20 protein-coding genes and 1 tRNA gene are annotated in these 25,537 nt (G+C 36.7%); 6 read left to right on the plus strand and 15 right to left on the minus strand.

Annotation, left to right across the window (positions count from 1 at the left end):
- Positions 1-18 precede the first annotated feature (18 nt).
- Positions 19-648 carry a 16S rRNA (guanine(527)-N(7))-methyltransferase RsmG gene (rsmG, locus tag B3C16_RS14010; protein ID WP_291132740.1) on the plus strand — a complete coding sequence of 210 codons (630 nt, stop codon included), beginning with the start codon at positions 19-21 and terminating at the stop codon, positions 646-648.
- Between the two features lie 29 nt (positions 649-677).
- Here rsmG and B3C16_RS14015 read toward each other — a convergent pair whose 3' ends face one another.
- The 4 genes from B3C16_RS14015 to B3C16_RS14030 form a co-directional block, all read right to left on the minus strand.
- Complete coding sequence (locus tag B3C16_RS14015) at positions 678-2,972, minus strand: T9SS type A sorting domain-containing protein (RefSeq protein WP_291132742.1); 2,295 nt, start codon at positions 2,970-2,972, stop codon at positions 678-680.
- Positions 2,973-3,092: 120 nt separating this feature from the next.
- The gene (pruA, locus tag B3C16_RS14020; protein ID WP_291132744.1) at positions 3,093-4,721 is read right to left on the minus strand and encodes an L-glutamate gamma-semialdehyde dehydrogenase; all 1,629 of its coding nucleotides are present in this window, start codon (positions 4,719-4,721) and stop codon (positions 3,093-3,095) included.
- A 122-nt stretch (positions 4,722-4,843) separates the two neighbouring features.
- Positions 4,844-5,230 carry a Co2+/Mg2+ efflux protein ApaG gene (gene apaG / locus B3C16_RS14025; RefSeq protein WP_121311847.1) on the minus strand — a complete coding sequence of 129 codons (387 nt, stop codon included), beginning with the start codon at positions 5,228-5,230 and terminating at the stop codon, positions 4,844-4,846.
- A 73-nt stretch (positions 5,231-5,303) separates the two neighbouring features.
- Positions 5,304-6,557, minus strand: a complete 1,254-nt coding sequence (locus tag B3C16_RS14030; RefSeq protein WP_291132747.1) for a DUF5103 domain-containing protein — start codon at positions 6,555-6,557, stop codon at positions 5,304-5,306.
- A gap of 188 nt (positions 6,558-6,745) precedes the next feature.
- On the opposite strand from B3C16_RS14030, the gene B3C16_RS14035 reads away from it, so the two are divergent.
- Positions 6,746-9,550 carry a M16 family metallopeptidase gene (locus tag B3C16_RS14035; RefSeq protein ID WP_291132749.1) on the plus strand — a complete coding sequence of 935 codons (2,805 nt, stop codon included), beginning with the start codon at positions 6,746-6,748 and terminating at the stop codon, positions 9,548-9,550.
- A gap of 54 nt (positions 9,551-9,604) precedes the next feature.
- On the opposite strand, the gene B3C16_RS14040 is transcribed toward B3C16_RS14035, so the two are convergent.
- From B3C16_RS14040 to B3C16_RS14070, 7 genes are all read right to left on the minus strand, one after another.
- Positions 9,605-10,375 carry a class I SAM-dependent methyltransferase gene (locus tag B3C16_RS14040; RefSeq protein WP_291132751.1) on the minus strand — a complete coding sequence of 257 codons (771 nt, stop codon included), beginning with the start codon at positions 10,373-10,375 and terminating at the stop codon, positions 9,605-9,607.
- 13 nt (positions 10,376-10,388) lie between these two features.
- Positions 10,389-10,757, minus strand: a complete 369-nt coding sequence (locus B3C16_RS14045) for a GxxExxY protein (protein WP_349680464.1) — start codon at positions 10,755-10,757, stop codon at positions 10,389-10,391.
- A 38-nt stretch (positions 10,758-10,795) separates the two neighbouring features.
- Complete coding sequence (gene map / locus B3C16_RS14050) at positions 10,796-11,614, minus strand: type I methionyl aminopeptidase (protein ID WP_121311843.1); 819 nt, start codon at positions 11,612-11,614, stop codon at positions 10,796-10,798.
- 75 nt (positions 11,615-11,689) lie between these two features.
- The gene (locus B3C16_RS14055) at positions 11,690-13,075 is read right to left on the minus strand and encodes a TolC family protein (RefSeq protein WP_291132753.1); all 1,386 of its coding nucleotides are present in this window, start codon (positions 13,073-13,075) and stop codon (positions 11,690-11,692) included.
- Positions 13,075-14,421 carry an HlyD family secretion protein gene (locus B3C16_RS14060; protein ID WP_291132755.1) on the minus strand — a complete coding sequence of 449 codons (1,347 nt, stop codon included), beginning with the start codon at positions 14,419-14,421 and terminating at the stop codon, positions 13,075-13,077. The genes B3C16_RS14055 and B3C16_RS14060 overlap by 1 nt, the downstream gene beginning before the upstream one ends.
- Positions 14,422-14,426: 5 nt before the next feature.
- Positions 14,427-16,091, minus strand: coding sequence for a peptidase domain-containing ABC transporter (locus B3C16_RS14065; protein WP_121311841.1), 1,665 nt, complete (start codon positions 16,089-16,091; stop codon positions 14,427-14,429).
- Between the two features lie 2 nt (positions 16,092-16,093).
- A complete protein-coding gene (locus tag B3C16_RS14070) occupies positions 16,094-16,768 on the minus strand; it encodes a TetR/AcrR family transcriptional regulator (protein ID WP_291132758.1) in 675 nt (224 codons plus the stop codon).
- A 146-nt stretch (positions 16,769-16,914) separates the two neighbouring features.
- Here B3C16_RS14070 and B3C16_RS14075 point away from each other — a divergent pair, with 146 nt between their 5' ends.
- Positions 16,915-18,183 (plus strand): acetyl-CoA hydrolase/transferase family protein, encoded by a 1,269-nt coding sequence (locus B3C16_RS14075; protein ID WP_121311839.1) that lies wholly within the window; start codon positions 16,915-16,917, stop codon positions 18,181-18,183.
- 24 nt (positions 18,184-18,207) lie between these two features.
- Here the strand turns inward: B3C16_RS14075 and gpmI are convergent, their stop codons facing one another.
- Positions 18,208-19,734: a 2,3-bisphosphoglycerate-independent phosphoglycerate mutase gene (gene gpmI / locus B3C16_RS14080; protein ID WP_121311838.1), complete on the minus strand. Its 1,527-nt coding sequence runs from the start codon at positions 19,732-19,734 to the stop codon at positions 18,208-18,210.
- Positions 19,735-19,778: 44 nt separating this feature from the next.
- A complete protein-coding gene (locus B3C16_RS14085) occupies positions 19,779-22,235 on the minus strand; it encodes a DUF5916 domain-containing protein (protein WP_291132761.1) in 2,457 nt (818 codons plus the stop codon).
- 191 nt (positions 22,236-22,426) lie between these two features.
- Between B3C16_RS14085 and B3C16_RS14090 the strand changes: the two genes are divergently transcribed.
- Positions 22,427-23,134 carry a murein L,D-transpeptidase catalytic domain family protein gene (locus tag B3C16_RS14090; RefSeq protein WP_291132763.1) on the plus strand — a complete coding sequence of 236 codons (708 nt, stop codon included), beginning with the start codon at positions 22,427-22,429 and terminating at the stop codon, positions 23,132-23,134.
- On the opposite strand, the gene B3C16_RS14095 is transcribed toward B3C16_RS14090, so the two are convergent.
- Positions 23,123-23,566 carry a GNAT family N-acetyltransferase gene (locus tag B3C16_RS14095; protein WP_291132765.1) on the minus strand — a complete coding sequence of 148 codons (444 nt, stop codon included), beginning with the start codon at positions 23,564-23,566 and terminating at the stop codon, positions 23,123-23,125. The genes B3C16_RS14090 and B3C16_RS14095 overlap by 12 nt on opposite strands.
- 166 nt (positions 23,567-23,732) lie before the next feature.
- Here B3C16_RS14095 and B3C16_RS14100 point away from each other — a divergent pair.
- A tRNA-Gly gene (locus tag B3C16_RS14100) sits at positions 23,733-23,805 on the plus strand.
- Between the two features lie 65 nt (positions 23,806-23,870).
- Here B3C16_RS14100 and pepE read toward each other — a convergent pair.
- Positions 23,871-24,581, minus strand: a complete 711-nt coding sequence (gene pepE, locus B3C16_RS14105) for a dipeptidase PepE (RefSeq protein ID WP_291132767.1) — start codon at positions 24,579-24,581, stop codon at positions 23,871-23,873.
- Positions 24,582-24,739: 158 nt separating this feature from the next.
- Between pepE and B3C16_RS14110 the strand changes: the two genes are divergently transcribed.
- A complete protein-coding gene (locus B3C16_RS14110; protein WP_291132769.1) occupies positions 24,740-25,507 on the plus strand; it encodes a hypothetical protein in 768 nt (255 codons plus the stop codon).
- Positions 25,508-25,537: the final 30 nt, after the last annotated feature.

Raw genomic sequence — 25,537 nt, forward strand, 5'->3', positions numbered from 1 at the left:
TTGTTGAAAAATCAACTTATGGAAGAAATTATCAAACAATTTCCTAATCTTACTGAAAATCAACTCTTACAGTTTCAAAAATTAGAAGCTTTATACCAAGATTGGAATGCGAAAATCAATGTAATTTCCCGAAAAGATATAGACGAATTGTATACCAAACATGTTTTGCATTCTTTGGCTATTGCCAAAATTCAACCTTTTGAACCCGGAACGTATATTTTAGACGTAGGGACCGGTGGTGGATTTCCCGGAATTCCATTGGCGATTTTGTTTCCGGAAACGCGTTTTTATCTGATTGATGTGATTGCCAAAAAGATAAAAGTTGTCAAAGCTGTTGCTGAAGATTTGGGGTTAAAAAATGTTAAAGCCGAACAAATGCGTGCTGAAAATGTCAAAGGAGATTATGATTTTATCATTAGTCGTGCCGTGACCAATATGCCCGATTTTGTGTCTTGGATTAAAGACAAAATCAAAAAGCAAAACAAACACGAATTGAAAAACGGAATACTGTATTTAAAAGGTGGTGATTTAACTGAAGAGTTAAAAGATTTTCTGAAAGCCACAGAATACAACATAGCTGAATTCTTCAAGGATGAATTCTTCGAAACCAAAAAAGTAGTTCATTTGCCTTTGAAGTTTAAAGCATAAAAAAAGCCTCTCGATTGAGAGGCTTTTTTTTAATTTTTTACAATTTTCTTAGTTATGCTTCCTTTTTCATTGCCAATGGTAATCAAATAGACACCTTTGGTCAATGTTACTGGGATTTCTAAAGTTCCGTTGATGGTTTGATTTTTAGTTGTGTAAATGGATTTACCTAACATATCAGTAACAGTGATATTGGCATTCTCAATAGTATATGACGTATTGATTTCAATATTATCTGCCAAAGGATTTTTGACCCAAAGTGTTTCCAAAGCGGGATTATTTGTAGACAAAACACCATTTATAATTTCATTCAAAGCAAAAGTCACATTATTTTGGTTTAAAGTAACGTGATTTTCATTGACTGTCGGAATTGAAGAGGCTACAAATGGCGTTACCGAAGTTCCGGTTACCGATGAATATAGATTATTCGTATTTGAAATCGCCATTGAACTCCAAGTCGGAATGAAAGTGAAATAATCAGCGTTTAAGTTGGTGAAAAATTCGGTTAATAAAGGATCAGTGCCTAAATCCGCTTCAAAACCTGCCATGTCAAATCTTCCTCCCGGCGCCGAATCTAAACCATCGGTGTCACTAGGTGACTTTGATTCAGCTAAGCTTTCGTAGCCAGTAATCCAAACAAAAAACCACTGTTGACCACGAAAACGACTGACTTGATTGGTTTGACTGGCGGCAGGTGTAAATCTCAAATTAATGATGGCTCGTTGTGTTGAGGTTACATTAAAAGTATGATTCATCACTTCAAAATTTGGCGAATAATTCATGGTTCCGTTTCCGGCACCGTTTGAAATAGATACGTTTCGTACTGTTGTTGGGAAACCCATAGTATTTAACTCGTTTTGAAATGCTGCTCTGAAATTAGGAGCGCCGGTCGGAACTAACGATGCTGAAGCGGTGTTAAATTCAAAAGCACTTCCACTTTGCAAATGCCCGTCCATGTGGTCGATTAGCATTTGTCTTGCCGCCGGACTTTTAATCAAGCCGTCGACAATAGGTTGTACTGCCGCACTTCCTAATGGTCCGTATGCCATATAATTGAATAAATGTTGGAAACCAATTGGTACATTCGCCCCTTGATGAGGAGAATCAAAAGAAATGTACAAACGGGTATCGTGGTTTAAATTGTTTATTTCCATATACCGCAAAGCGTATCTGGAAATCAATCCGCCCATACTTGGACCAATGACTACATTTTTTTGATTGCCCACTTTTTGAGCGTTGATTTGATTGATTACTTCTACTAATATAAAAGCATTTCTTTGGATAAAATCAACACCACCGTCAACAATAGTCGTTGTATTTGGTCTGGTATAAGTCGGGAAGTTTACCAAGACTATATCAAATCCTTGCGATCTTAAATAGTCGGCTAAATTTTGTCCGCTTCCATAATTCAATCCGGCATAAATAGTCGCAATATTTCTTGTGTCTCCAGGATCAAAACCATCTATTAAAAAAACCGGTTTGTCTAAGATGCCATCAACGGTATCCGGAAAAATTTCGTATTGGCCTTGTCCAAAATATGGAGCAGTTTCGCCAAAACCTTGATACGGAATCGTCGCTGTGATTGAAGTTGTTGCATTAGGCTGGAAGTTGTTTTGAGAATTTCTATGGACAACACCGCTGTTTTGGTTATCGATTTCAATTGCAAATGATTGGATAATGGTTTCTCCATTGGTAAACTGAATTTTGCAATTCACGATTTGTTTTCCGGCAGTTTCAAAATCAATTCTGAATGGACTATTTCTTGAAATCGTTTTCCAGGTTTCTTCGCCATTAGTTTGAATAGCGACATTTTGAATTACTCTGTCCGTGTTATTGAAAATCAATTCATCTTTCAGTACAAAATGAACTTGGTTACTTTCTACTTTTGGAAGCAAAGACGAAATCAAACTAATAGAGTGTTTTGTAAATACATTTTGAGCATTGGGTTTCAACTGAAATTGATTATTGGAGCCTAAAAATAAATCACCGTTTTCAGTAGCGGCCGAATTAATTTTTTCAAAATCAGTAATCAAAATACTCAATGGCACTTGATTTTGAATTTTTCCTAAACTTGCCGCTTCACGAAGTTTTTCCAATTTTGGTAAGCGTTGCAAAAAATCGGCACGCTGAATTTCGTGGTAAGCTTGCAAGAAATAGGTTGTGGTTACTTCAGAATTTTTCGGTTCAGAAGCATTTGAAATTCCGAAAACGCGGTCGTATAAAATATTGGTTTCCGTTTTGGCTTTCAATAAATCATAAGATTTGTCTTGAGCAAAAGTGTAAATGGAAAAAAAGGAAAATAATAAAAGGGTAATTTTTCTTTTCATAGTTTTAAGGTTGTTGGTTTTTTGACACCCGAAGATACAAAAAATTCATTTTCAACGGAATAAAAAAGTCCGAGCACAAACTCGGACTTTAGATTTTTTATCAAAATTGAAAAATCGGTATTATTCGCCTAAAAAAGGATAACGATAATCTTCCGGAGTAACCATGGTTTCTTTGATGGTTCTTGGCGAAACCCAACGCAATAAATTCTGCATTGAACCTGCTTTGTCATTCGTTCCTGAAGCTCTGGCGCCACCAAATGGTTGCATTCCAACAACAGCTCCGGTTGGTTTGTCATTGATATAGAAATTACCAGCGCTGTTTTGTAACGCTAAAGTGGCTTCTTGAATGGTGTATCTGTCTTGACTGAAAATCGCTCCGGTCAAAGCATATTCTGAAGTTTCGTCAACCAATCGTAAAGTTTCAGCCCATTTGGCATCTTCATAGACATAAATTGTCATCACCGGTCCAAAAAGTTCAGTTTCCATCGTGGCATATTTTGGGTTTGTAGTAACAATCACAGTTGGTTCAATAAAGTAACCTTTTGATTTGTCGTAGTTACCACCAACGATAATTTCGGCATCACTGTCTTTTTTAGCTTGGTCAATAAAACTCGCTAATTTGTCAAACGAACCTTCGTGAATCACTGCAGTAATGAAGTTTCCAAAATCTTCCGGTGAACCCATTTTCATCGATTTTACATCAGAGATCAATTGTTCTTTAACAGCCGGCCACAAACTTTGTGGAATATAACCCCTTGAAGCAGCCGAACATTTCTGTCCTTGGAATTCAAAAGCACCACGCGTGATTCCGGTTACAACTTGTTTTACATTCGCGCTTGGATGTGCCAAAACGAAATCCTTTCCGCCGGTTTCACCAACGATTCTTGGATAAGTTTTGTAAGTGTGAATATTGGTTCCGATTTTTTTCCAGATTTCTTTGAAAACAAAAGTAGAACCGGTATAATGAACTCCGGCAAAATCAGGACTTGCTAAAACGGTATCGGTAATCATAACCGGATCACCAAAAACTACGTTGATAACGCCATCAGGAACGCCGGCTTCTTTGAATACATCAATAATTACTTTGGCTGAAAATACTTGGCTGTCACTTGGTTTCCAAATCACAGTATTACCCATCAACGCCGCACTCGCAGGAAGATTCGCCGCAATAGCGGTAAAGTTAAACGGAGTGATGGCATAAACGAAACCTTCTAACGGACGGTATTCCACTCGGTTCCAAACATCAGAAACGGATTTAGGTTGGTCGTTGTAAATTTGAGTCATAAACTCAACATTGTATCTTAAGAAGTCAATCAATTCACAAGAAGCATCAATTTCTGCTTGATAGATGGTTTTGGATTGCGCAATCATAGTGGCTGCGTTGATTTTTGCTCTGTATGGTCCGGCGATTAGTTCGGCCGCTTTTAAAAAGATAGCCGCGCGTTGTTCCCAAGCCATATTGGCCCATTTTTTTCTAGCTTCCAAAGCAGAGGCAATCGCTTTTTCTACATGTACTTTTTCGGCTAAATGGTATTTTCCCACAACATGTTGGTGGTCGTGAGGCGCTGTCATATTTCGGGTATTTCCGGTGCGAATTTCTTCGTTGCCAATGTAGTTTGGTACGTCTATAGTCTCGTTCCACATTTTTTTATAAGCCGCTAAAACAGCTGCTTTTTCGGGTGAATTCGGGGCGTATGATTTTACGGGTTCATTAACCGCTTTTGGGACATGAAAAAAACCTTTTGGCATGATATGAAAAGATTAAAAATTTGATAATTGAATAGCTAAAGAGATTCTTTTTTAAGAATTTCTAAATGTGATACAAAAGTACAAAGGAAAATTTGAATTTTTGACAAGAAGTCATTTCAAAATTAATTCAAAGCAAAAGGTGCGCTTAATTTAAATGTTGGCACAATCACTTTAAACGTTTTTGTCGAAGTAAAATTAATCATGTTGAAGTAACCGCTCATCGCTCCAAATGGTGAAGATAGTAAACAGCCTGAATTATAAGTGTGTTTTTCGCCGGGTTTTAAAACCGGTTTTTTGCCAATCACGCCTTCGCCGTCAACGATTTCTTTATCATTAAGCGAATCTAAGATTTCCCAATGGCGAGAATTTAATTGAACCGAATCTTTACTGTGGTTTTCGATGGTGATTTCATAACTAAAGGCAAAATGAATCTTGTAGTTTTTGAAGTAAGTACCTTCAAAACTAGTCAAGACCGAAATCTTTATACCTCTTGTTATTTGTGAAACCATGTAGAATTCATTCTATTACGCTGTCAAATTTACAAAAAATACAAATTGATGCGTCAATTCAGTGTTAAATTTTCTAGTTAGTTATATCGATTGAGTTGGCTATTCCTTTTCCGATAATTCTATCGTATCGTTGGTTGTTTTCTCTATAATATACTAAGGCAAAATAATTGTTTTCGGTTTGGATAAAATTACCATCGATGGCATTTTCTTCATCTACAACACCTTTGCTGTCTGCGATTACATATTGGAAATTGGTAAAACCTTGCTTAATCATAATGGCTTTTTCATAAATTCCTTTTTCGGCATTGTATTCCATTTTGTTTTCTTCACTGATGGCGTAATTGTTAAACATACCATTAACATATATCGGTTTTTTGCCATAATAGTTTGGCGCCGAAAGGCTAAAAAACACCCAAGCATAATCGGCTTCAATCTCGCTGTTTTGAGCCCCGATATTTTTCACAATAAAATTACCGTTGATGTCAGGATAGTAAGTGTAAGGCATATTGGCTCTGGCTTCGGCCCGATATAGATAAGCGTTGTAAATATTGCCTTTTGAATCAATTTTGGCGATACTGTTATTGGCGGCACGAATGTCTTTATTTTCAAAAAACAGAAATTCATTCCCTGCCCAAAATTGGGTTTCCGCATCATATTTATAAATCAAATCGTTGCCAATGGTATATTGAGGAACAATATTGGTAATCGCATTGTCAAATTTACCGTTTTGTAATAATAAAACTTTGACATTCTTCAGAGGGCTTTGGAAATTTATAGTAGCCGATTTTATGGCAAAATCTAAATTGTGTTTTTGATTGGTTACCGACAAATTTCTGGGTCTTCTGACTTGCATCGGAACACTGACCAGTTCTTCATAGAGAATAAATTTTTTAGTAAAAACGACTTCTTTATCATCGTTTAAAATTTTGATAACATAATTGCCGCTGACTCTGAATTGTGTAAATCTATTGGGGAAAGACAGTCGGTAATGGGAATAGAGTTGAAGCGTTGTCAACGAATTGGTGTAATCCTGAATTCTTTGGTCGTCAAAACCATTGATGTATTCGGCTTTGGCTAATTGTGAAGGTTTCCAATCATAATCACAATGCGTTATCGTATAAAAATAATTGGCTTCATTGCCATATAAGTCATCAAATTGGACTTCAAAGTTATCGCCCAATCTAAAAATAGGAATCGCATTTTGCCCGTTTTGAACAAAACTAACGGTTTTGATATTGTAAGGTGGTGCGATTTCTTTTTCGACTTGAGAAAAAATATTTCCTGAAAGAAGAATAAATATAAAAATGAGTAGGCTCTTTTTAAACATAATTTTCATTTTTTCGAATGGTAAATATAACAATTATTAATACATGAATTGTGCCGTTTGTTTCTCTAAAGATATAGTAACGCTAATATTTCGTTAAATATATTTTTGTAGGTGTTTATTTTATTAGTTTCACAATAAATGTAATCTTTATCCGTTATTATTTTTTATAAACCACAAAACTAATTTTTATGAAACAAATTTTAAAATCGGTACTGTTTCTTTTAGCATTCCCAGCGGTAAGTTTGGCGCAGGATTTAAAAGGGACAGATGCAATTCCTTTTGATGCTGCTGTGAGAAAAGGAACCCTAAAAAATGGCCTGACTTATTACATCAGAAAGAATAGTAAACCTGAAAACAAAGTCGATTTAAGACTGGTCATTAATGCAGGTTCTATTTTGGAAAACGACGACCAACAAGGATTGGCGCATTTTATGGAGCACATGTGTTTCAACGGAACGAAACGTTTTCCGAAAAATCAATTGGTGGATTATTTACAAAGTATCGGGGTTAAATTTGGTCAACATTTAAATGCTTACACCGGTTTTGATGAAACGGTTTATTTTCTTCCAATTCCGTCAGACGATGCTGAAAAAGTGGAAAAAGGATTCCAGATTATTGAAGATTGGGCTTTCAACGCCAATTTAACGCCGGAAGAAATCGACAAAGAAAGAGGCGTTGTTTTGGAAGAATACCGTCTTGGATTAGGTGCCGATAAAAGAATGGAAGACAAATACATCCCAAAAATGATGTACAACTCGCAATATGCTAATCGTCTTCCTATTGGTAAAAAAGAAATCTTGGAAAACTTCACTCATGATAAGTTAACGAGTTTTTACAAAGATTGGTACCGACCGAATTTGATGAGCGTAATTGTGGTTGGAGATATTGATGTCGCTGCAATGGAACAAAAAATCAAAGACCATTTTGAAAAATACCAAAACCCAAAAAACGAAAAGCCGAGAAAAACTTTTGAAGTTCCTAATCACAAAGAAACTTTTGTAGCTATTGAGAGCGATAAAGAAGCAGCTCAAACACAAATTCAATTGCTTTATAAAGATTATGGTGTGCGAAAACCCAAAAAAACCATTAACGATTTGAAAGATCAGGTGGTAGAAACCTTGTTTTCAACCATGCTCAACAACCGATTAAATGAATTGGCCAATTCACCAACACCACCATTTACCTACGGATTTACTTATCACGGCGGAACTTTTGCTCGTGATAAAGAAGCTTTCCAGTCTTTTGCCATGATAGACGAAAAGAAACAATTAGAAGCTTTGAGAGTATTGGTTTCAGAAAATGAAAGAGTGAAAAAATTTGGTTTCACTACCGGAGAATTTGAAAGAGCTAAAAGCGAAATTTTATCCAGATCGGAAAGCCAATTCAAAGACAGAGACAAAAACAATTCAGAAAATTTCGTTTGGGAATGTCAGTCAAACTTCTTGGATCAAAGTCCAATGCCTGGAATAGAATGGGAATATGCTAATATTCAAAAAATATTATCAAGTATCAATTTGGCGCAAGTTAATGGCTTTATCAAAGATTTTATTAAAGATGATAACCGAGTGGTTGTGATTACTTCGCCTGAAAAAGAAGGACTTAAAAAAGTAACCGAAAAAGAAGTATTGGCTGCAATAACCGTTAATGCCAACGATTTGAAGCCTTACGAAGACAAAGCGGTTGCTAGTAGTTTGTTGCGTAATCCGGTAAAAGCGGGTTCAATTGTGAAAAAAGAAACCAATGATAAAATTGGAGCTACTACTTTAACTTTATCTAACGGTGCCAAAGTAACTTACAAGAAAACCGACTTCAAAAACGATGAAATTTTATTGGAAGCAGTAAGTTTTGGTGGTACCAATTTGTATTCGAATGAAGAAATCAAGAAAACACAATTTGCCAATGGTGGATTAGCTGAAGCCGGTTTTTCGGGCTTAGATCAAAATGATATCGACAAATTTATGGCCGGAAAAATCGCCAATGTAATGCCTTATATCAGTAATACTACTGAAGGTTTTAGGGGAAGCACAACACCTAAAGATTTAGAATATGCATTCCAAATGTTGCATGCCTATTTTACAGATTTGAACTTTGATGCAGCCGCTTTTGATGGCTTTAAGCAAAAGCAGTCTAACTTTACAGAAAACATGATGTCGCAACCGAATTTCTATTTCCAACAAGAGTTCTACACTTATTTGAATAAAGAAAACCCAAGATGGAACGGATTGGTTCCAACGGCTGAAAAATGGGCTACGACCGATTACCAATTGGCTTACAATAAATACAAAGAACGTTTTGCTAATGCTGCTGATTTTGAATTTTTCTTCGTAGGTAATGTAGATGATGCTGCCATGGAAGATTTTGCCAAAAAATATATCGCTTCCTTACCTTCAAACGGTACGAAAGAAACCGCTAAAGATTTAGGTTACCGACTATTGAAAGGTGATGTTAAAAAAGTAGTCAATAAAGGAAAAGACCCAAAAAGTAACGTAACAATTATGTTCTATGGTGACGCCACTTATACCCCAAAAGAAGCGGTGGCTATGACGGCTTTGGGTGAAGTTTTAAGTATAAAATTGATAGAAGAGTTAAGAGAAAACGAAAGCGGTGTTTATGGCGTAAGTGCTCGCGGAAGTATGAATAAAGTGCCTTATGGTTCGTATAATTTTAATATTGGTTTTCCATGCGGACCGGAGAATGCCGAGAAATTGACTGCTTCAGCTTTGGCGGAGTTAGATAAAATCATCAAAAACGGACCGGAAGAAAAAGACGTTAACAAATACAAAGAAGCCGAAGCTTTAGACTATAAAAAGAAGATCAAAGAAAACCGTTATTGGATGACCAATTTCACCAGATCTTTTATGAATGGTTCAAGCCCGGATGAGATTTTAATGGCTTCTGAGAAGGTAAAAGCGGTAACTGCTAAAGAAATTCAGGAGGTTGCGAAGAAATACTTAACAAAAGATAAAACTATCGGAATTTTAATGCCGGAATAATTTTCGTTGAATTATGCCTGAAAAGCCATCATGCTGAAAAGTATGGTGGTTTTTTTATTTAAAGCAAACCGGAATAATCTCGCCTTTGGCCAAACAATATTTCTCGACCAATTCAGGAGCAATTTTGTTAGTGTAATCTTCTTCGATTACAGTAAAGCCGATGCTTCTCAGTTTGTCAAAATAATCTCGACCATAAACTCTAACGTGGTCATATTGCCCGAAAATCTTAGCGCGCTCTTTTTGGTCTACAATTGAATCATCTGAAAAAGTCGTCGCTCTCGATAAATCTTGTGGAATTTGAAAGATTCCCATTCCGCCCGGTTTTAAAACTCTGTATAATTCCTGCATGGCTTTAGTATCATCCGGAATATGTTCTAAAACGTGGTTGCAAAGAATTAAGTCATACGCATTGTCCTCAAAAGGCAAGTTGCAAATATCCGCTTTCACATCCGCTAATGGCGAAAGTAAATCGGTTGTAGTATAATCGATATTGGTTTGCTTTTTGAAACGCTTGTAAAATTCTTGTTCCGGCGCAAAGTGCAATACTTTTTTCTTGATTGTTGCTGTGAAAAAATCAGTTTCGTTTTGTAAATACAACCAAAGCAAACGGTGTCTTTCTAACGAAAGTGTACTCGGTGACAAAACGTTGTTTCTTTGATTCCCATAACCATAAGGCAAAAACATACGGAAACTTTTCCCATCAATCGGATCAGTGAATCGGCTTCCTTTTAACAAAAAAGCTAAAATGGGACGAACCACTATACTCAAACGAATTAGGATTGGTCTTGGGATGGTATTTAAAATGAACTTAAACACAGATTTCACAGATTTTCACAGATTAAATTATAGAATAACGCGTTTGTATTTTAAGCTGTCTTCCCCAAAATTGATTAGTAAACCAAGAAGCAGCTAAATAGTTTAAGGTTTGTTTTAATTCACTATTAGATAGCGTTTCAATGGCTTTAAGTTCTAATATAATTTCATTAAAAACTGTAAAATCAGAAAAATAATATCTTGGAAGCACAATGTCTTTATATTCAATATTGTACTTCTTTTCTCTTTCGTATGGAATATTATTCATTTTAAACTCATATTCCAAAGCATCACCATATACATTTTCACTATGTCCTTTGCCAAGAATTTTATGGACTTCCATGCACAAACCAATTATTTGATAGGTTTCCTCTTTCAGGTAAAAATCTTCCATATATGATTTGTGTAAATTTGTGAAATCCGTGTTATAGCTTATAGTGCCAAAGGCTGTTTCCTAAACTCATCTTCTTCATTACTCACAATGCCCAAAGCTTTATAAATGTAAGCGAATGTCGAAAGCAATTCCGGTTTGCCGTCAATCAACGCTACGTCATGTTCGAAATGCGCGCTTGGTTTTCCATCAGCAGTTAGGATTGTCCATCCGTCTTTGAGTTGTTTGATATTTTTGGTTCCCATATTAATCATCGGTTCAATGGCAACCACCATTCCTTCTACAAATAATTTTCCGCGACCGCGTTTACCGTAATTCGGCATTTCCGGGTCTTCATGCATCTTTTGACCCAAACCATGTCCGACTAATTCGCGAACTACCCCATAACCATGCGCTTCGGTATATTTTTGAATCGCGTTCCCAACATCTTCTACACGGTTTCCGATTTTGAATTCACGAATCCCAACGTACAGACTTTCTTTGGTGACTTGCAATAATTTCTTAACATCTGGCGCAACTTCACCAATTTCAAAAGAATAGGCGTGGTCTCCATAAAATCCGTTTTTCAACGCACCGCAATCCACCGAAATTACATCGCCTTCTTGCAAAGGAACATTGTTAGGAATGCCGTGAACAACTTGCGCATTCGGACTCATGCAAAGTGAATTCGGAAAACCATACATGCCCAGAAATCCCGGTTCAGCACCGTGGTCTCTGATGAAGGCTTCCGCCAATTTGTCTAAATATAAAGTGGTTACTCCGGGTTTGATTTCGGAGGCTATCATGCCTAAGGTTTTGGAAACAATTAAGGCACTTTCGCGCATCAATTCAATTTCTTCTCTTGTTTTTTGGATAATCATGTACTGTAATTTAACTTCGTTCCGATTGGTCTATGACCTCGAATGAGTTTGCAAAAGTAATTATTTTAGCCATACTTACTCAGGATTGGCCATGATTTTAAACAAAGTGGCATTCGAATCCAAAAAGCGATTCTCTAATTGTAATTTTGATAACTGAGCAGCAACCAAGTTGTTTTCGCGTGTATTGATTAAAAAGATAGAGCTTTCGCCAAAAGAAAATAGTCGTTCTTCAGAAGACAACATCGTGCTGTAATCGTTCACTAGACTTTCGATTAACTGTTGTTGTCTTTCTAATGAAGCTATTTCGGTTTGTTGCGCTTTTATTTTGTTTTTCAATTGAACTCGTTCCAGATCCAAATCGAATTTCACTTCTTGTAATTTGTATTTAGCCAATTCTAAACTTCCGCGTTCTTTTCGTAAAAACACGGGAAAAGAAAAGTTCAAGCCGACTTTGTAATCCTGAAATCGGTAATTGTCAAAATAACTCGGTTCGGATAAATAGGTGTAACCCAAATCTATTTTGGGCAAAAGCATATTGGCTTTGAGTTTTCGTTCTACTTCAAGCATTTCGATTTTGTTTTCCAAGGCATTGATTTTGGGATGGTTTTCCAAGGATGGATTTTCGAGCATCAAATCGTTAGTGCGCAACGTTTCTTTGATGGTCGCGGCCAAATTTTCCTCAGGAACAATATCGTCCTGTAATTCGAGCGGTACATTGTTTTCCAACCAAAGGAAGTTTGATAATTCCAATTGGGTTTTAGCCAATTTCAAGCGGGATTCTTCCAAACTCAACTTTCTATTTCTTACGATGATGCCGGCTTCAACACTGTCAATCGCCGGTTTGTCACCTTGTTCAATTGATATTGTAATGCCTTTGTAACGCACTTCGGCATTGGTCAAATAATTTTGGTACAAAGTAACTTCGTTAAAATTTCGCTTCCAATTAAAATAAGCCACCGAAGCATCATACAAAACTGAAACCGCCATTAAATTGCGCTCGGCCTGACTTAAATTGACTTGGATTTTGGCTTTTCGCAAATCGGCCATGCGTTGGTTAATAAACAATCCTTGACCCAATGGAATCGTAATACCAAGAGAAGTCAACCCTTGATTCGGAACCGTATTTTCCGGATTCAGATAAATGCCGTCGTTGTTGTCAAATCCGGCTTTGATTTCTACGCCATACCAAGTTGGAATTTTGAAACTACTATTTAAAATGGAGTAATATTCATTGTCTTTGAATTTTTTTTGTTCAAAATCGACTTCAATCTTTGGATCAAAACCACCTCGAGCTTTCATCAAATTGGCTTGCGCCTGATTGAGTTCTAAGTTGGCACTTTTTACCAAAGGATGGTATTTTTTGACGTAACCTAAATACTCGTTATAGGTGAGTTCTTTAGTCGCGTTTTGGCTCCAAACCGACATTCCGAAAAATAATAAAACTAAAAGGATTGATTTCATTACTTTTTGTCTTTTTGAAGGTTGTTTTTTGGCTGGTAATAATTCGGAGGAAAACCGTTAAGCGTTCGCCAAATTTCAAACCAAACCGGAACATTGTCTAACAAAGCCAAAGTTTGCGCACCGGAACCGATACTAATTTGTTTTGGCCAAGGAATGTCGGTTTCATCAGGAGCAATTAACACTCTGAATTTTCCATTATCGCTGATAAAATTCTCGATGGCTACAATTTTTCCACCAAAAGTGCCGTAAGACATATTGGGCCAACCCGAAAAAACGATGGTAGGCCAACCGTCGAACCAAATTCTCACTTTTTCTCCTTTGTGCAGTAGCGGTAAATCGGTTGGTGTTACAAAAGTCTCCACCGCAATATCATATTTCGCCGGCATAATACTGACGATTTGTGTGCCTTCTTTAATTGTTTCGCCAATACCCGATTGCAGCGCTCGATTGACATAACCGCTTTGTGGCGCTTTGATGTAATACATGCCGTTTCGTATTTGGTAATTGGTGTATTGGTTTTTGAGTTTGTTGACTTGTGCTTCCGTGTCATACTGACTGCTAAGTGCTGTGTATTGGTCGCTTCGGGCTTTTTGTTCTTTTTCGTTGTATTCTGCGATGAGGCGATTGATTTCTACTTTGGCGTTGATCAACTCGTTTTCACTGGCTAAAAATTTGTTTTCTTGGGTGATGATTTTGGCCTCGGTTTCTTGTAATTTCAAGCGTTTTTCTTCTACATCGGTCATGGGTTTTAAACCTTCTTTGTTTAAAGCTACAGAACGATTGAATTGCGTGGTCGCGATTTTAATTTGGGTTCTAACGGCAACCAAATCCATACTGTCGCTTTTGACTTTTAATATTGATTGTTTGATTTTATTTTGAGCTTGTTGCAATTTTAATTGGCGTTCGCTTTGAATGGCAGCAATTTGCGCTTCGAGCGAAGTTACTTTTCCGCCATAAGATTTTCCGGCTTGTTCTTTCGCTTTGAGTTGGCTTTCGGTGTTTTTAACCAAGTTGGGATCAAGGTAATCTTCTTTAGTTTCCGAAATAAAAAGAATGGTATCGCCTTTTTGCACAAAATCACCTTCTTTGACATACCATTTTTCAATTCTTCCGGCTATGGCAGAATGAATAGTTTGCGGTCTTTGGTCGGGTTTTAAAGTAGTAACGGCACCGGTTCCGGAGATGTTTTGTGTCCATGGCAAAAACAATATTAATAAACCCAAGAGAGAAACGCCCACAATTATTTTATTCAAAATTTTGTAATGTGGTCGGTTGCTCAGCGTTTTAAAAGTGCTGTATTTTTCTATGCTATCGCCAATTCGGTTGTTGTTTGAAATGTTCAGCATCTTAGTTATTGTTTGGTGTCTTTAATGATTTTTCCTTCGCTCATGGTAATTTTACGTGAACATTTTTCTTTCCAATACTCATTTTTAGAAGAAACGATTAACGTCCATTTGTTCTCTTTAGAAGTGATAAAATTGATAACTTCCTCAGCGGCATCAGTGTCCATTTTATCTAAAGCATCTTCGTAAAATAGAATTTTAGGTCGGTTGATAATGCTACGTGCCAAAAGAACTTTTTGAGCATTTGACGATGACAGTTGTTTACCTTCGGGATAAATTTTGGTATCCAAACCTTTGGGTAAAGACTTGATAAAATCACCCAAGTTCACACTTTCAATTGCCCATTTCAAATCTTCTTGAGAAATCAACGGATTGTTGAAAGTGATGTTTTCTAAAATTGTCCCTTCAAACGGTGTTTCACCAATGATAATGGTGCTGATTTGTGAGCGGTATTGTTCCAAATCAATTTTTCGGTAAGTATCATCATTAATGTATAACGAACCGGAAGTAGGTTGTAACAATCCGGAAAGTATTCGAATCAGTGTTGTTTTGCCGGAACCGTTTAATCCTTCTAAATATATTTTCTCTGATTGTTCGATGGTTAGGTTTATTTTTTCCAAGACATAATCATTGGCATCGGGAAATTTGTAACTCAGATTTTCTGCCGCCAATTGAATATTGGTATAACAGTAATCTGCCGCCTTTGTGCTAGTTTCTTCAATTTCTAAATCGGTTATCTGGCCAATTTTCTCCACGGCTGTCAAAACATCATAAAGCGTTTCTAAACCGATAATGATTTTTTCTACCGAATTGATGACCAATAATATGATGATTTCTGCTGCTACGAACTGACCGATATTCATTTTTTGGTTCAATACCAAATAACCACCAATCAATAGTAAACCGGCAGTAATGATGATTTTAAAAACAATCAATTGAGTGAATTGTCTTTTGATTACGCCAAAATGTCTTTCCCGATAAGCCAAGTATTCTGAAACCAATCGGTCATTTTTAGTCAACGCAAAATCGAAGTTGGAAGATTTTTTAAAACTGAAATTGTTTCGGGCCATTTCTTGTAGCCAGCTCACCACTTTGTACTTGTATTTAGATTCTTTTAAGCTGCTCGATAAACCGGAATTATAAGAAAATCTAAAGATTACATACAATAAAACAATCAGGAAAATGCCAAAGAAGATAAAAAACGGATGATAAAGCGACAGCAATATAATACCGAAAGCAATTTGTAACAACGCTGAAGAAAAGTCAATCAATAATTTGGATGCGCCTTTTTGTATGGTTAACGTGTCAAAAAACCGGTTGGCCAATTCGGGTGGATATTGGTTGTGCAATGCATCGGTTTTGATTCTAGGCAAGCGAAAACCAAATTCAAACGAGGAACGGATAAATATTTTTTGTTGCAAATTCTCTGTGATACGTAACTGCATTAAGGATAAAATCCCTACCAATGCCACTCCGGCAATAACGATAAATACCAAAACGATCCAAGAAACACTTACTCTACCCGATTGAATGAGGTTGATAATCGCTTGGATGCCCAATGGTAGAGACAAACTCACTAATCCGGCGAAAATGGCGTAAAAAAACACCTGAGAAATGTCTTTTCGGTCTAGTTTCAATAGGTTGATTAATCTTTGAGACGCAGTTAGTGCCATAGTTATTTGCTTAAAGTTTTTTGGGACAAATCAATGTAAAATTGAGTTGGTGAATTGTTTTCGTTACAATTGGTAATGGTTTTCAAATGGTCTTTTAAAAAGTGTTGGTGGAGCGAGCCTTCTACAATAGAAGAAGCGAGGCTTTTGGCATAACCATACTCCGGATTCACTTCTTGAATAATTTCAATGATTCGGTTAATCACTCTTTTGTAAACTAAAAAGAAGCCTTCTCTGTTTTCTTCATCCACTTCTTTGGTCAAAAAAGTTTTGGTAAATTCGGCAATGATGATTTTATTCAAAATCGATTCATTGATGTGAAGCGTGCTTGAATCGTCTTCAATTTTTTCGGTAACCATGGTTATGGCTCTTTTGAGTTTCTCCATCGGGTCGACTATGTTAGAAGTAGAAAACACCAATCGGTATTCCATCCATCCCCAATACCAAGAGGACAAGTAAACTAAAAGTTTGTGTTTGCTTTCAAAATAGCGATAAATTGAACTCTCATTGGAATTAATTCTTTCGCCCAGTTTTTTAAAGGTGAAAACTTCAAATCCAATCTCGTCAATCAGGACGATGCTTTCTTGGATAATTTTCTTTCCAAGGGTTGAAGTTTCCGGGTCTTTCACGTAAATCTTTTCGTTTACTTGAATTTTTATGTTAGAAAGTATAGATTTCATGTTGACAATATTTTAGGCAAAAATAATAGTAATACTATTGAAAATGAAATTTTAACTTTTATTTATAATAATTTGATGGTTGTCTCATGAGAAATGTCATATTTTTATACAGGTTTCCAATATAATTTTGAGCAAAATTTTAAGTTATGAGCAAATATGTTACGGCTGCAGAAGCAGTCAAAGTAGTAAAATCAAACGATAGGGTTTACGTTCAAGCGGCTGCTGCTACACCGACCATTTTAACCAAAGCACTAGCCGACAGAGCTTCAGAGCTTCGCAATGTTGAGGTTTGTCACTTGCACACAGAAGGTCCGGCACCTTATGCCAACCCTGAGTTGGTAGATAGCTTTCATGTGAATTCGTTTTTTATTGGCGCCAATGTTCGCCATACTTTATCAGCCGGAAACGGTTCTTACACACCGGTTTTTTTGAGTGAGTTGCCGCATTTGTTTCGCAAAAAGGTATTGCTGATTGATGTGGCTTTCATCCATGTTTCGCTGCCCGATAAACACGGATATTGTTCGTTAGGGGTTTCCGTAGAAGCAACTGTGGCAGCGATTGAAAATGCCAAAATTGTCATTGCCCAAGTCAATCCGCAAATGCCGAGAACTTTTGGTGATGGTATTCTTCATGTGTCTGAAATTGATTATTTGGTAGAAGTTAACGAACCTATTTTTGGTCATGCGCCAACCCCTTTTTCCAAAGAAGAAGAAAAAATAGGTGAGTATGTCGCTTCATTAATTGAAGATCGAAGTACTTTGCAAATGGGTATCGGCTCGATTCCGAATGCGGCATTAAGTAAATTGACTAACCACAAAGATTTAGGTTTGCACACCGAAATGTTTTCCGATGGCGTGATCGATTTGATTGAGAGCGATGTTATTAATTGTAATTATAAAGGCACCTTGCGCGGCAGAGTTTTAGCCACTTTCTTAATTGGTTCCAAGCGTTTGTATGACTTTGTCAATGACAATCCGTTTATAGAAATGAAGGAATCTTCGATGGTGAACGATACGGCTCGAATTCGTAAAAATCCAAAAATGGTAGCTATCAATTCTGCTATTGAAGTAGATGTTACCGGACAAGTTTGTGCCGATTCTATTGGTGCTAAAATGTATTCCGGTGTTGGTGGTCAAATGGATTTCATTCGTGGCGCGTCTTTAAGCGAAGGTGGAAAAGCCATTATTGCCTTACCATCCATAACTAAAAGAGGCGAAAGCAGAATTGTGCCTTATTTAAAGCAAGGTGCCGGTGTTGTCTCAACCCGTTCCCACGTGCAATACATCATCACCGAAAACGGCATCGCTGACTTGTATGGCAAAACTTTAAAACAAAGACTCAACGAAATGGTGCGAATTGCGCATCCAACGCATCAGGAAAGTATTGAAAGAAGTTATTATGAACTGTTGAAATAAAAAAGCCCTCGAACGAGGGCTTTTTTATAATCTAACTAAAAGCGATTTTCCGGTCATAACCTCAGGTTTTGGAATGCCCATGAGTTCTAAAATAGTCGGAGCCAAATCACCCAAAACACCATCATGAACTCTAATGTGATCTTTATCAACCATAATAATCGGCACCGGATTTGTCGTGTGTGCGGTGTTTGGTGAACCATCAGGATTTATCATGGTTTCGCAGTTGCCGTGATCGGCTATGATAATGGTGGTATAATCATTGGCTAAAGCCGTTTCGACTACTTCTTTGACGCAAACATCTACTGCTTCGCAAGCTTTGATGGCGGCTTCCATTACACCTGTATGTCCAACCATATCGCCGTTGGCAAAATTCAGACAGACGAAATCTACTTCGCCTTTTTGCAATTCGGGAACCAAAGCGTCTTTTAATTCAAAAGCACTCATTTCGGGTTGTAAATCATAAGTGGCCACTTTAGGAGAGTTTCTTAAAATTCGGGTTTCTCCTTCAAATGGTTCTTCACGTCCACCGGAAAAGAAAAAGGTAACGTGTGGATATTTCTCCGTTTCGGCTATGCGTATTTGTTTTTTGTGGTGTTTTTCTAATACTTCGCCTAAAGTTTCATTAAGATTGTCTTTGTCGAAAATTCTGTAGATATTGTTGAAAGTATCATCATAATTGGTCATTGTAACATAATACAAATTCATTTTGTGCATGTTGAAATCGAGGTGGTCTTTTTGCGAAAGGACTTCGGTCAATTGTCGGCCGCGATCTGTTCGGAAGTTGAAGAAAATAACCACATCGCCTTCTCTAATAGTAGCAATCGGTTCGTCGTTTTCATTGGTCATTACCATTGGCGGAAGAAACTCATCGGTCACATTATTAGCATAGTATTCCTGAATGCTTTTGACAGCATTTTTGGAATGAGCACCATTTCCGTTTACAATTAAATCATAAGCCAACTTTACACGTTCCCAACGTTTGTCGCGATCCATGGCATAATAGCGTCCAATTACAGTAGCCAGTTTGACCGATGTGCCTTTAATATGATTGGCGATATCGGCGATAAAACCCGCGCCTGATTTAGGATCAACATCACGACCATCGGTAAAAGCATGGATGTAAACTTTGGAAAGTCCACCATCATAAGCGGCATCCACTAATCCTTTGAGATGATTGATGTGAGAATGTACGCCGCCATCGGAAACAAGTCCGAGAAAATGCACTGCTTTGTCATATTCTTTAGCGTATTGAAAAGCATCGGCGATGGATTTTTCTTTATTGAAAGTTTTGTTTTCTACCGCCAAATTGATTTTGGCCAAATCCTGATACACGATTCGGCCGGCGCCAAGATTCATGTGACCGACTTCGGAATTACCCATTTGACCTTCTGGTAAACCTACGTTTAGACCGTCAGTTCTTAATTGAGCATTTGGGTATTGTTTATATAAGCCGTTAATAAACGGAACATTGGCATTGTCAATGGCGGATACTTTGGGGTCAGGTGATTTTCCCCAACCGTCTAAAATCATCAGGATTACTTTCTTGTTCATGAGTATAATTTTGAACCACAAAGATAAAGCTAAAAATTTGTTTTTTAGAAGCGCTCTCTGGTTTTGGGTTTGGTAAACGAATTGTAAAAGCGAGAATTTTTCACCGAGTTGTAATCAATAAAATAGCGAATACTAATAGAGAAAACATGATTCAGGTTTTCACTGTCGAGGACATCGTTGAGGTTGCTTTCATATTGGCGACTGAATTCTCTGCTGAAAAGAGAACTGTTGTTTCGGTATAAAATACTCACTTGACTTCCGGGAGCAAACCACCAGGAATAGGTAAGATCGAGATTCCATAAATTCAGGTTTGAATTTTTATTGGTAGTATAAGTCGCGTTGTTTACATAGCTACCGTCATTCATTAGCGTTAAGATTTCATGATTGGTGACATACGACCAATAATGGCGAACATTTAAATTAAAGTTCATCTTGTTGTTGATGGAATATTTACCTTGTAGGGTATTGATATACGTAATTCTGTTTCTTCTGGCGAAAATGGTATTGTCATCGGTGTCAAAATCAATCCAGCCAACATTGTTGTTTTGCCTGTTGGCGCTAAAAACATAGATTAAGGAAAAACGATCATTGAAACGGTATCTGGGACTTATGGAAACACCATAATTCCTTCGGTCTTTTTCATCAAAAACAGTTAGGTAGGGATTAATATCAATGGCAAATTTTCGATTGTAATTGGTAGACCATAAAAAGTAAGTCCTGACGTTTCTCGGAATAGCTACAAAACGTTGTTCTTCAAAAGATCTAGGCTCATAAAAATCGTATACTTTTAAAGGATTGGAGTATATTCCAAAGCCATAAAAATCATTTTGTTTGTCGAAGGCATTAAAATATAAATTCAGGTTTCCGGCTTGAATTCTTCCGGTTCTGTTGTCAAATTCTGTGTAAGAGTTAAGAAAGGCTTGAAAAGAATTGAATATTTTATTCGGATTAACTGTTCTATAGTTTGAATTAATATAAAAACCGTGATAATGTGTCATAAAATTGATGCCCAAATCATTGTTGTCAAAGTCTTTTGAAGCATAAACACTACCAATGCTATAACGGTAATTGCCATTAGTTTCTCCTAAATTAATATTAGCAGCAATTCCTTTTTTGTCTTCAATATCAAAGATGTTGTTAACATAGCTGTATTTAAAAGCTCCCGATAAATTATAAGTATTTTTCTTGGTGTTTAAATCCCAAACCAACGCAGAAACATTAGCGTCTCTGAACTCTCCATTTCGAGTTACATTGGTGTTGATTAGTGAAATAGAAGAGTTTTTTCTGAAGCGTTGGTCTAAAACAAAAACATTGTAATTGGCTAATGGCGCAATATTTTCAATTCGAGTTTCTCCAGTATCGTTGTTTTTGATTAAAATGCTGGTATTCTCTGTTACAGCATTTAAAACCCCGATTCCCAGTCCTTTTTTGGTTCTCCCGGAAACTTTTAAAGCATTGATTAATCTTATGGAACCGGGTTGGTCAATAACGGTTTCATTATCAGCTATGTTAATTTCAGGAGTTTCTCCAATTCTTCGCGTGTAAAGCAAACTTCCTTTGCTGAACAAATCTGTTCCTTCGGTAAAAAAAGGTCGGTTTTCGCTAAATTGTTGTTCGAAAGCGGTGAGGTTTAATTCGACATTGTCAAATTTTGTTTGTCCAAAATCAGGTATTAAAATCGCGTCTAAAGTAAATGCATCGTTGATGCCATATTTTATGTCCATACCGCCTTTAAATTCACCCACTGTTTTTTGAGATTTACTCGAATACAAATATTGTGAAGCATACGGAATTAAGAATAATCGAGTAGGTGTTTCAATATTTTCTATACCTTCTAAAATACCCGCTTGTGTACTTTCGTTTGCGATTTTTCTGTCGAGCATTGACCAAGAATACTGTTGTCTGAAACGGCGAACTTCACGGTAAAAATTTATACCCCAAGTTTGTTTTTTTTCCGATGGAAATCTCAATGCGGCATAAGGTATTTTCATTTCAACACGCCATCCGAAATTGGTCACATCAACATGACTGTCCCAAATAGCGTCCCATGAAAAATCTTCTCCATTGGCTTCCGTATAGACACCATCTTGTTGAACACCAGACGCACTTACAAAAAAGCGAAACTCTTGTTGCCCATCATTGTAGCCATTCAGAAGAACGCCAAAATGATCTGCGGTAGCGAAAACATCTCTTAAGGTAAGCTCTTTTAAAATTTTTTGAGGTTCGTCATCATACAAGGTTGCGGCAACATAAATAGCCGTGTTGTCGTACACTATTTTTACTTCGGTTCTTCTTTCATTGGGAGCAGGTTTTCCATTGTCAGGTTCAATCATCACAAAATCAGTAGCAATGGCCGCATCCTTCCAAGCCAATTCATCAAACTTACCGTCAATAGTGATTTTGGTATCAGTAGAACGGGTTTGAAGCGTTTTTTTTTGACCAAAAACCAGGCCGGACAAAAGCAAAAAAACATATAGAAATAAGTAGGAAAATTTAGGCATTGATGATTTTGTTAGACAAACAAAAATAACTATTTAATTGATATTTACAATCTTTAGCTCATTAAAAGCTATTGATTTAGATGGAATTAAGAAAATTAAAATTAGCTTAATAAAAGTCAAATAATTTGGTTTTATATAAATATAATATATATTTGCTCAACCCACGTCTAATATTAAACCTATAACAATCAATGAATTATAAAACCTTCTCTTTGTTGTTTTTTGTGTTGTTGATGTCTTTCAACAGCTTACCGGACAAAACAAACCCGACCATTGCAAGCCCTGAAAAAATCGTAAAAACGGTTTCTGAAAATGTATCTGTTTACAGTCAAATAGACGCTAACTCTTTTGCGTTGCCTAGTTTTGAGAGCTTTAATCTGGCGTTAGACGGATTTAATCATCTTAAAGAAAAAGGACTGATTCAAAAAAATATACTTACGATTGTTGATTTTAGTTTGTCTTCCAATGCCAAAAGACTTTGGGTGATAGATTTAGACAAAAATATTGTTTTGTTTCAAACCTTAGTGGCTCATGGTAGAAATACCGGTGAAGAATTTGCCCAAGCTTTCTCTAATCAAGCCGAATCTTTTAAAAGCAGTGTTGGTTTTTATGCCACAGCTGAAATCTACAAAGGCAAACACGGCATGTCCTTGAAATTAGATGGTTTGCAAAAAGGTTTGAATGACAAAGCCAGAGAAAGAGCCGTAGTAATGCACGGCGCTGACTATGTTTCGGAGTCTTTTATCAAGCAACACAGCAGATTGGGTAGGAGTTTAGGTTGTCCGGCTGTTCCGGTTGAACTTAATCAGAAAATCATCAATGTGATTAAAGACAAATCTTGTTTGTTTATTTACCATCCGGCGGTCAAACAAGAAATTGTTTCCAAGTTAGCTTCTTAGTTTTTTCCACATTACATAATGTACACCAACATCAGGAATATCAAAAGGTTTTCCAATGATTTCGTAGCCCATTTTTTCGTAAAATCCTACTGCATTTTCACGCGCATTGAACCAAATTAAAGACACGTTTTGAGTCTCGAGTATCTTTTCAGAATGTTCAACCAATAGACGTCCAAATCCTTTTCCCTGATTGTTTTCTAAAACCGCCATGCCTCTGATTTGGCTTTGGGCTTTATCTTCAAAAAGAGAGTTGTTATTTTCAAAAAGCGAAATTACGCCTTCAATTTTACCCAGTTCATACAAACCAAAATGTTGTGTTGAAACGAAATCATCACCTTCAAAGTGACAACTTTCAAGTGGTTTTCCTTTTCGGAGCACCGGATGGCGCACGGAAAAAGTTTCTTGGGCTGAAATTTTTCTAATATCTAACATTGTTGTTTTTTATAACTTAATGGTTTTCTATGGTTTATCAATCGTAAAAAAATCTTTGGCTTTTTTCTTGAAAAAAATTTGCATCAAAAGAAACTTATTCTTTATATTTGCACTCGCAAACAAGTTCACGGAACATCTTATTTAAATAAGTGCTTTGCGAAGTAATGCGGAAGTAGCTCAGTTGGTAGAGCTCCAGCCTTCCAAGCTGGTTGTCGCGAGTTCGAGCCTCGTCTTCCGCTCTTAAGTTAAAACCTCTAATTAACGTTAGAGGTTTTTTTATGCAAAAAAAAGAGTGGTTTTAATTTTATTCTCTTAAATAAGCCAAATCTGTTTCCGGTGCTAATTCTTCCGGAGTTTGATTCTGCTGAAACAATCTTGCTGTCAAACTTCCTTTTAAAATTATCTTTTCACCGGTAACTTCCAGCCAACTACCTTCTCGCAATCCTAAAACCGGAGTAGTGTTGAAGGCGTGGAATTCTTTGATTCTCGTTTCGCGGGTTTCGCCCATGTGTTTGCTATTCAAATCCGGATCTAAATAATGCGGATTTAAATTAAACGGAATCAATCCCAAAGTTTTAAAACTTGGCGGATAAATAATCGGCATGTCATTCGTTGTTTGCATCGTCAAACCGGTAATGTTGCTTCCGGCGCTTGAACCTAAGTAAGGCGTTCCGTTTTCGACCGTTTTGGCTAAAACTTCCATGACATCATTTTGATACAATTGGGTAACCAATAAAAAAGTATTCCCACCACCGGTAAAAATTCCTTGGGCTTTTTGAATCGCAGCTGTAGGATTTTCAAATTCATGTAACCCTTTTACAGTCTTATTAATTTTGGCGAAAGCCAAACGAACATTCGCCGTATAATCATCATGAGAAATTCCTCCCGGGCGGGCATACGGAATAAAAAGGATTTCACTACAGTCTTTGAAGTGATTTTCCAAGGTTGGCAACAAATAGTCTAAATAACTTCCTCCGTGTACCGTTGATGTGCTGGCTATAATTGCTTTTTTCATTTTTAATTCATTTTACCTGACCGCCACTGGCCGTCCTACTCTTAATATCAAATCTCAAAAGTAGTGTTTTTGCTAATTTTATTTAACAAAAAATTACCAAGACGTTGGCATTTATTTAGGATAGCGGTAAGATATTTTTACCAAATCTAAATCTTGACATGAAACTTTTTATTAAAATAGTATTATTACTTCTGACCGTTAATACCTTTTATGCTCAAAATGTTGAGACAAAAAGTGTAAAGGGAAAAGTGGTTTGCGAGTCTGTTGATTTAGATGGAATTTACATTATCAATTTGAGTAGCGATACTTCTACGGCTACTGAAAAAGAAGGGTATTTCACGATTAATGTTAGTGTTGGTGATACTTTACTGTTTTCTGCGCTACAAATAAAAGGCAAAAAAATAGTAATTTCGGAAATGGATTTTAATTCCGAATTGTTTTTAGTGAAGTTGGAACCGATGATTAACAAATTAGATGAATTAGTCATCAAACAATACAAAAATATCAATGCTGTTTCTCTCGGGATTATTTCTCCCAACACCAAACATTATACTCCGGCAGAAAGAAAATTAAAAACAGCTTCAGGTGTCGATATAGCCGGAAATACTGATGGTTCTAGTGGAGCTTCGGCAGGTCTTGACCCTTTGTTTAATTGGATGTCAGGACGAACAAGTTTGCTTAAGAAAGAATTGGAAGTTGAGCAAAAAGAAACATTACTCAAGAAATTAGAAAGTCAATATGGTCTTGATTATTTTATTCAAAAATTAAAAATACCCGAGGATTATGTCAAAGGATTTTGGTATTATGTGGTTGAAGATACAAAATTTTCTGTAGCGCTAAATGCCAAAAATAGAACGTTGGCAACCTTTATCTTAACCGAGTTAGCAGTAAAATATATCGATCTATTGAAAGTTGAAGATAAATAGTTACTACTTTTGAATAGTAATAAAAAACAA

The sequence above is a fragment of the Flavobacterium sp. UBA7682 genome, assembly GCF_002482945.1.
Classification (GTDB): Bacteria; Bacteroidota; Bacteroidia; order Flavobacteriales; family Flavobacteriaceae; genus Flavobacterium.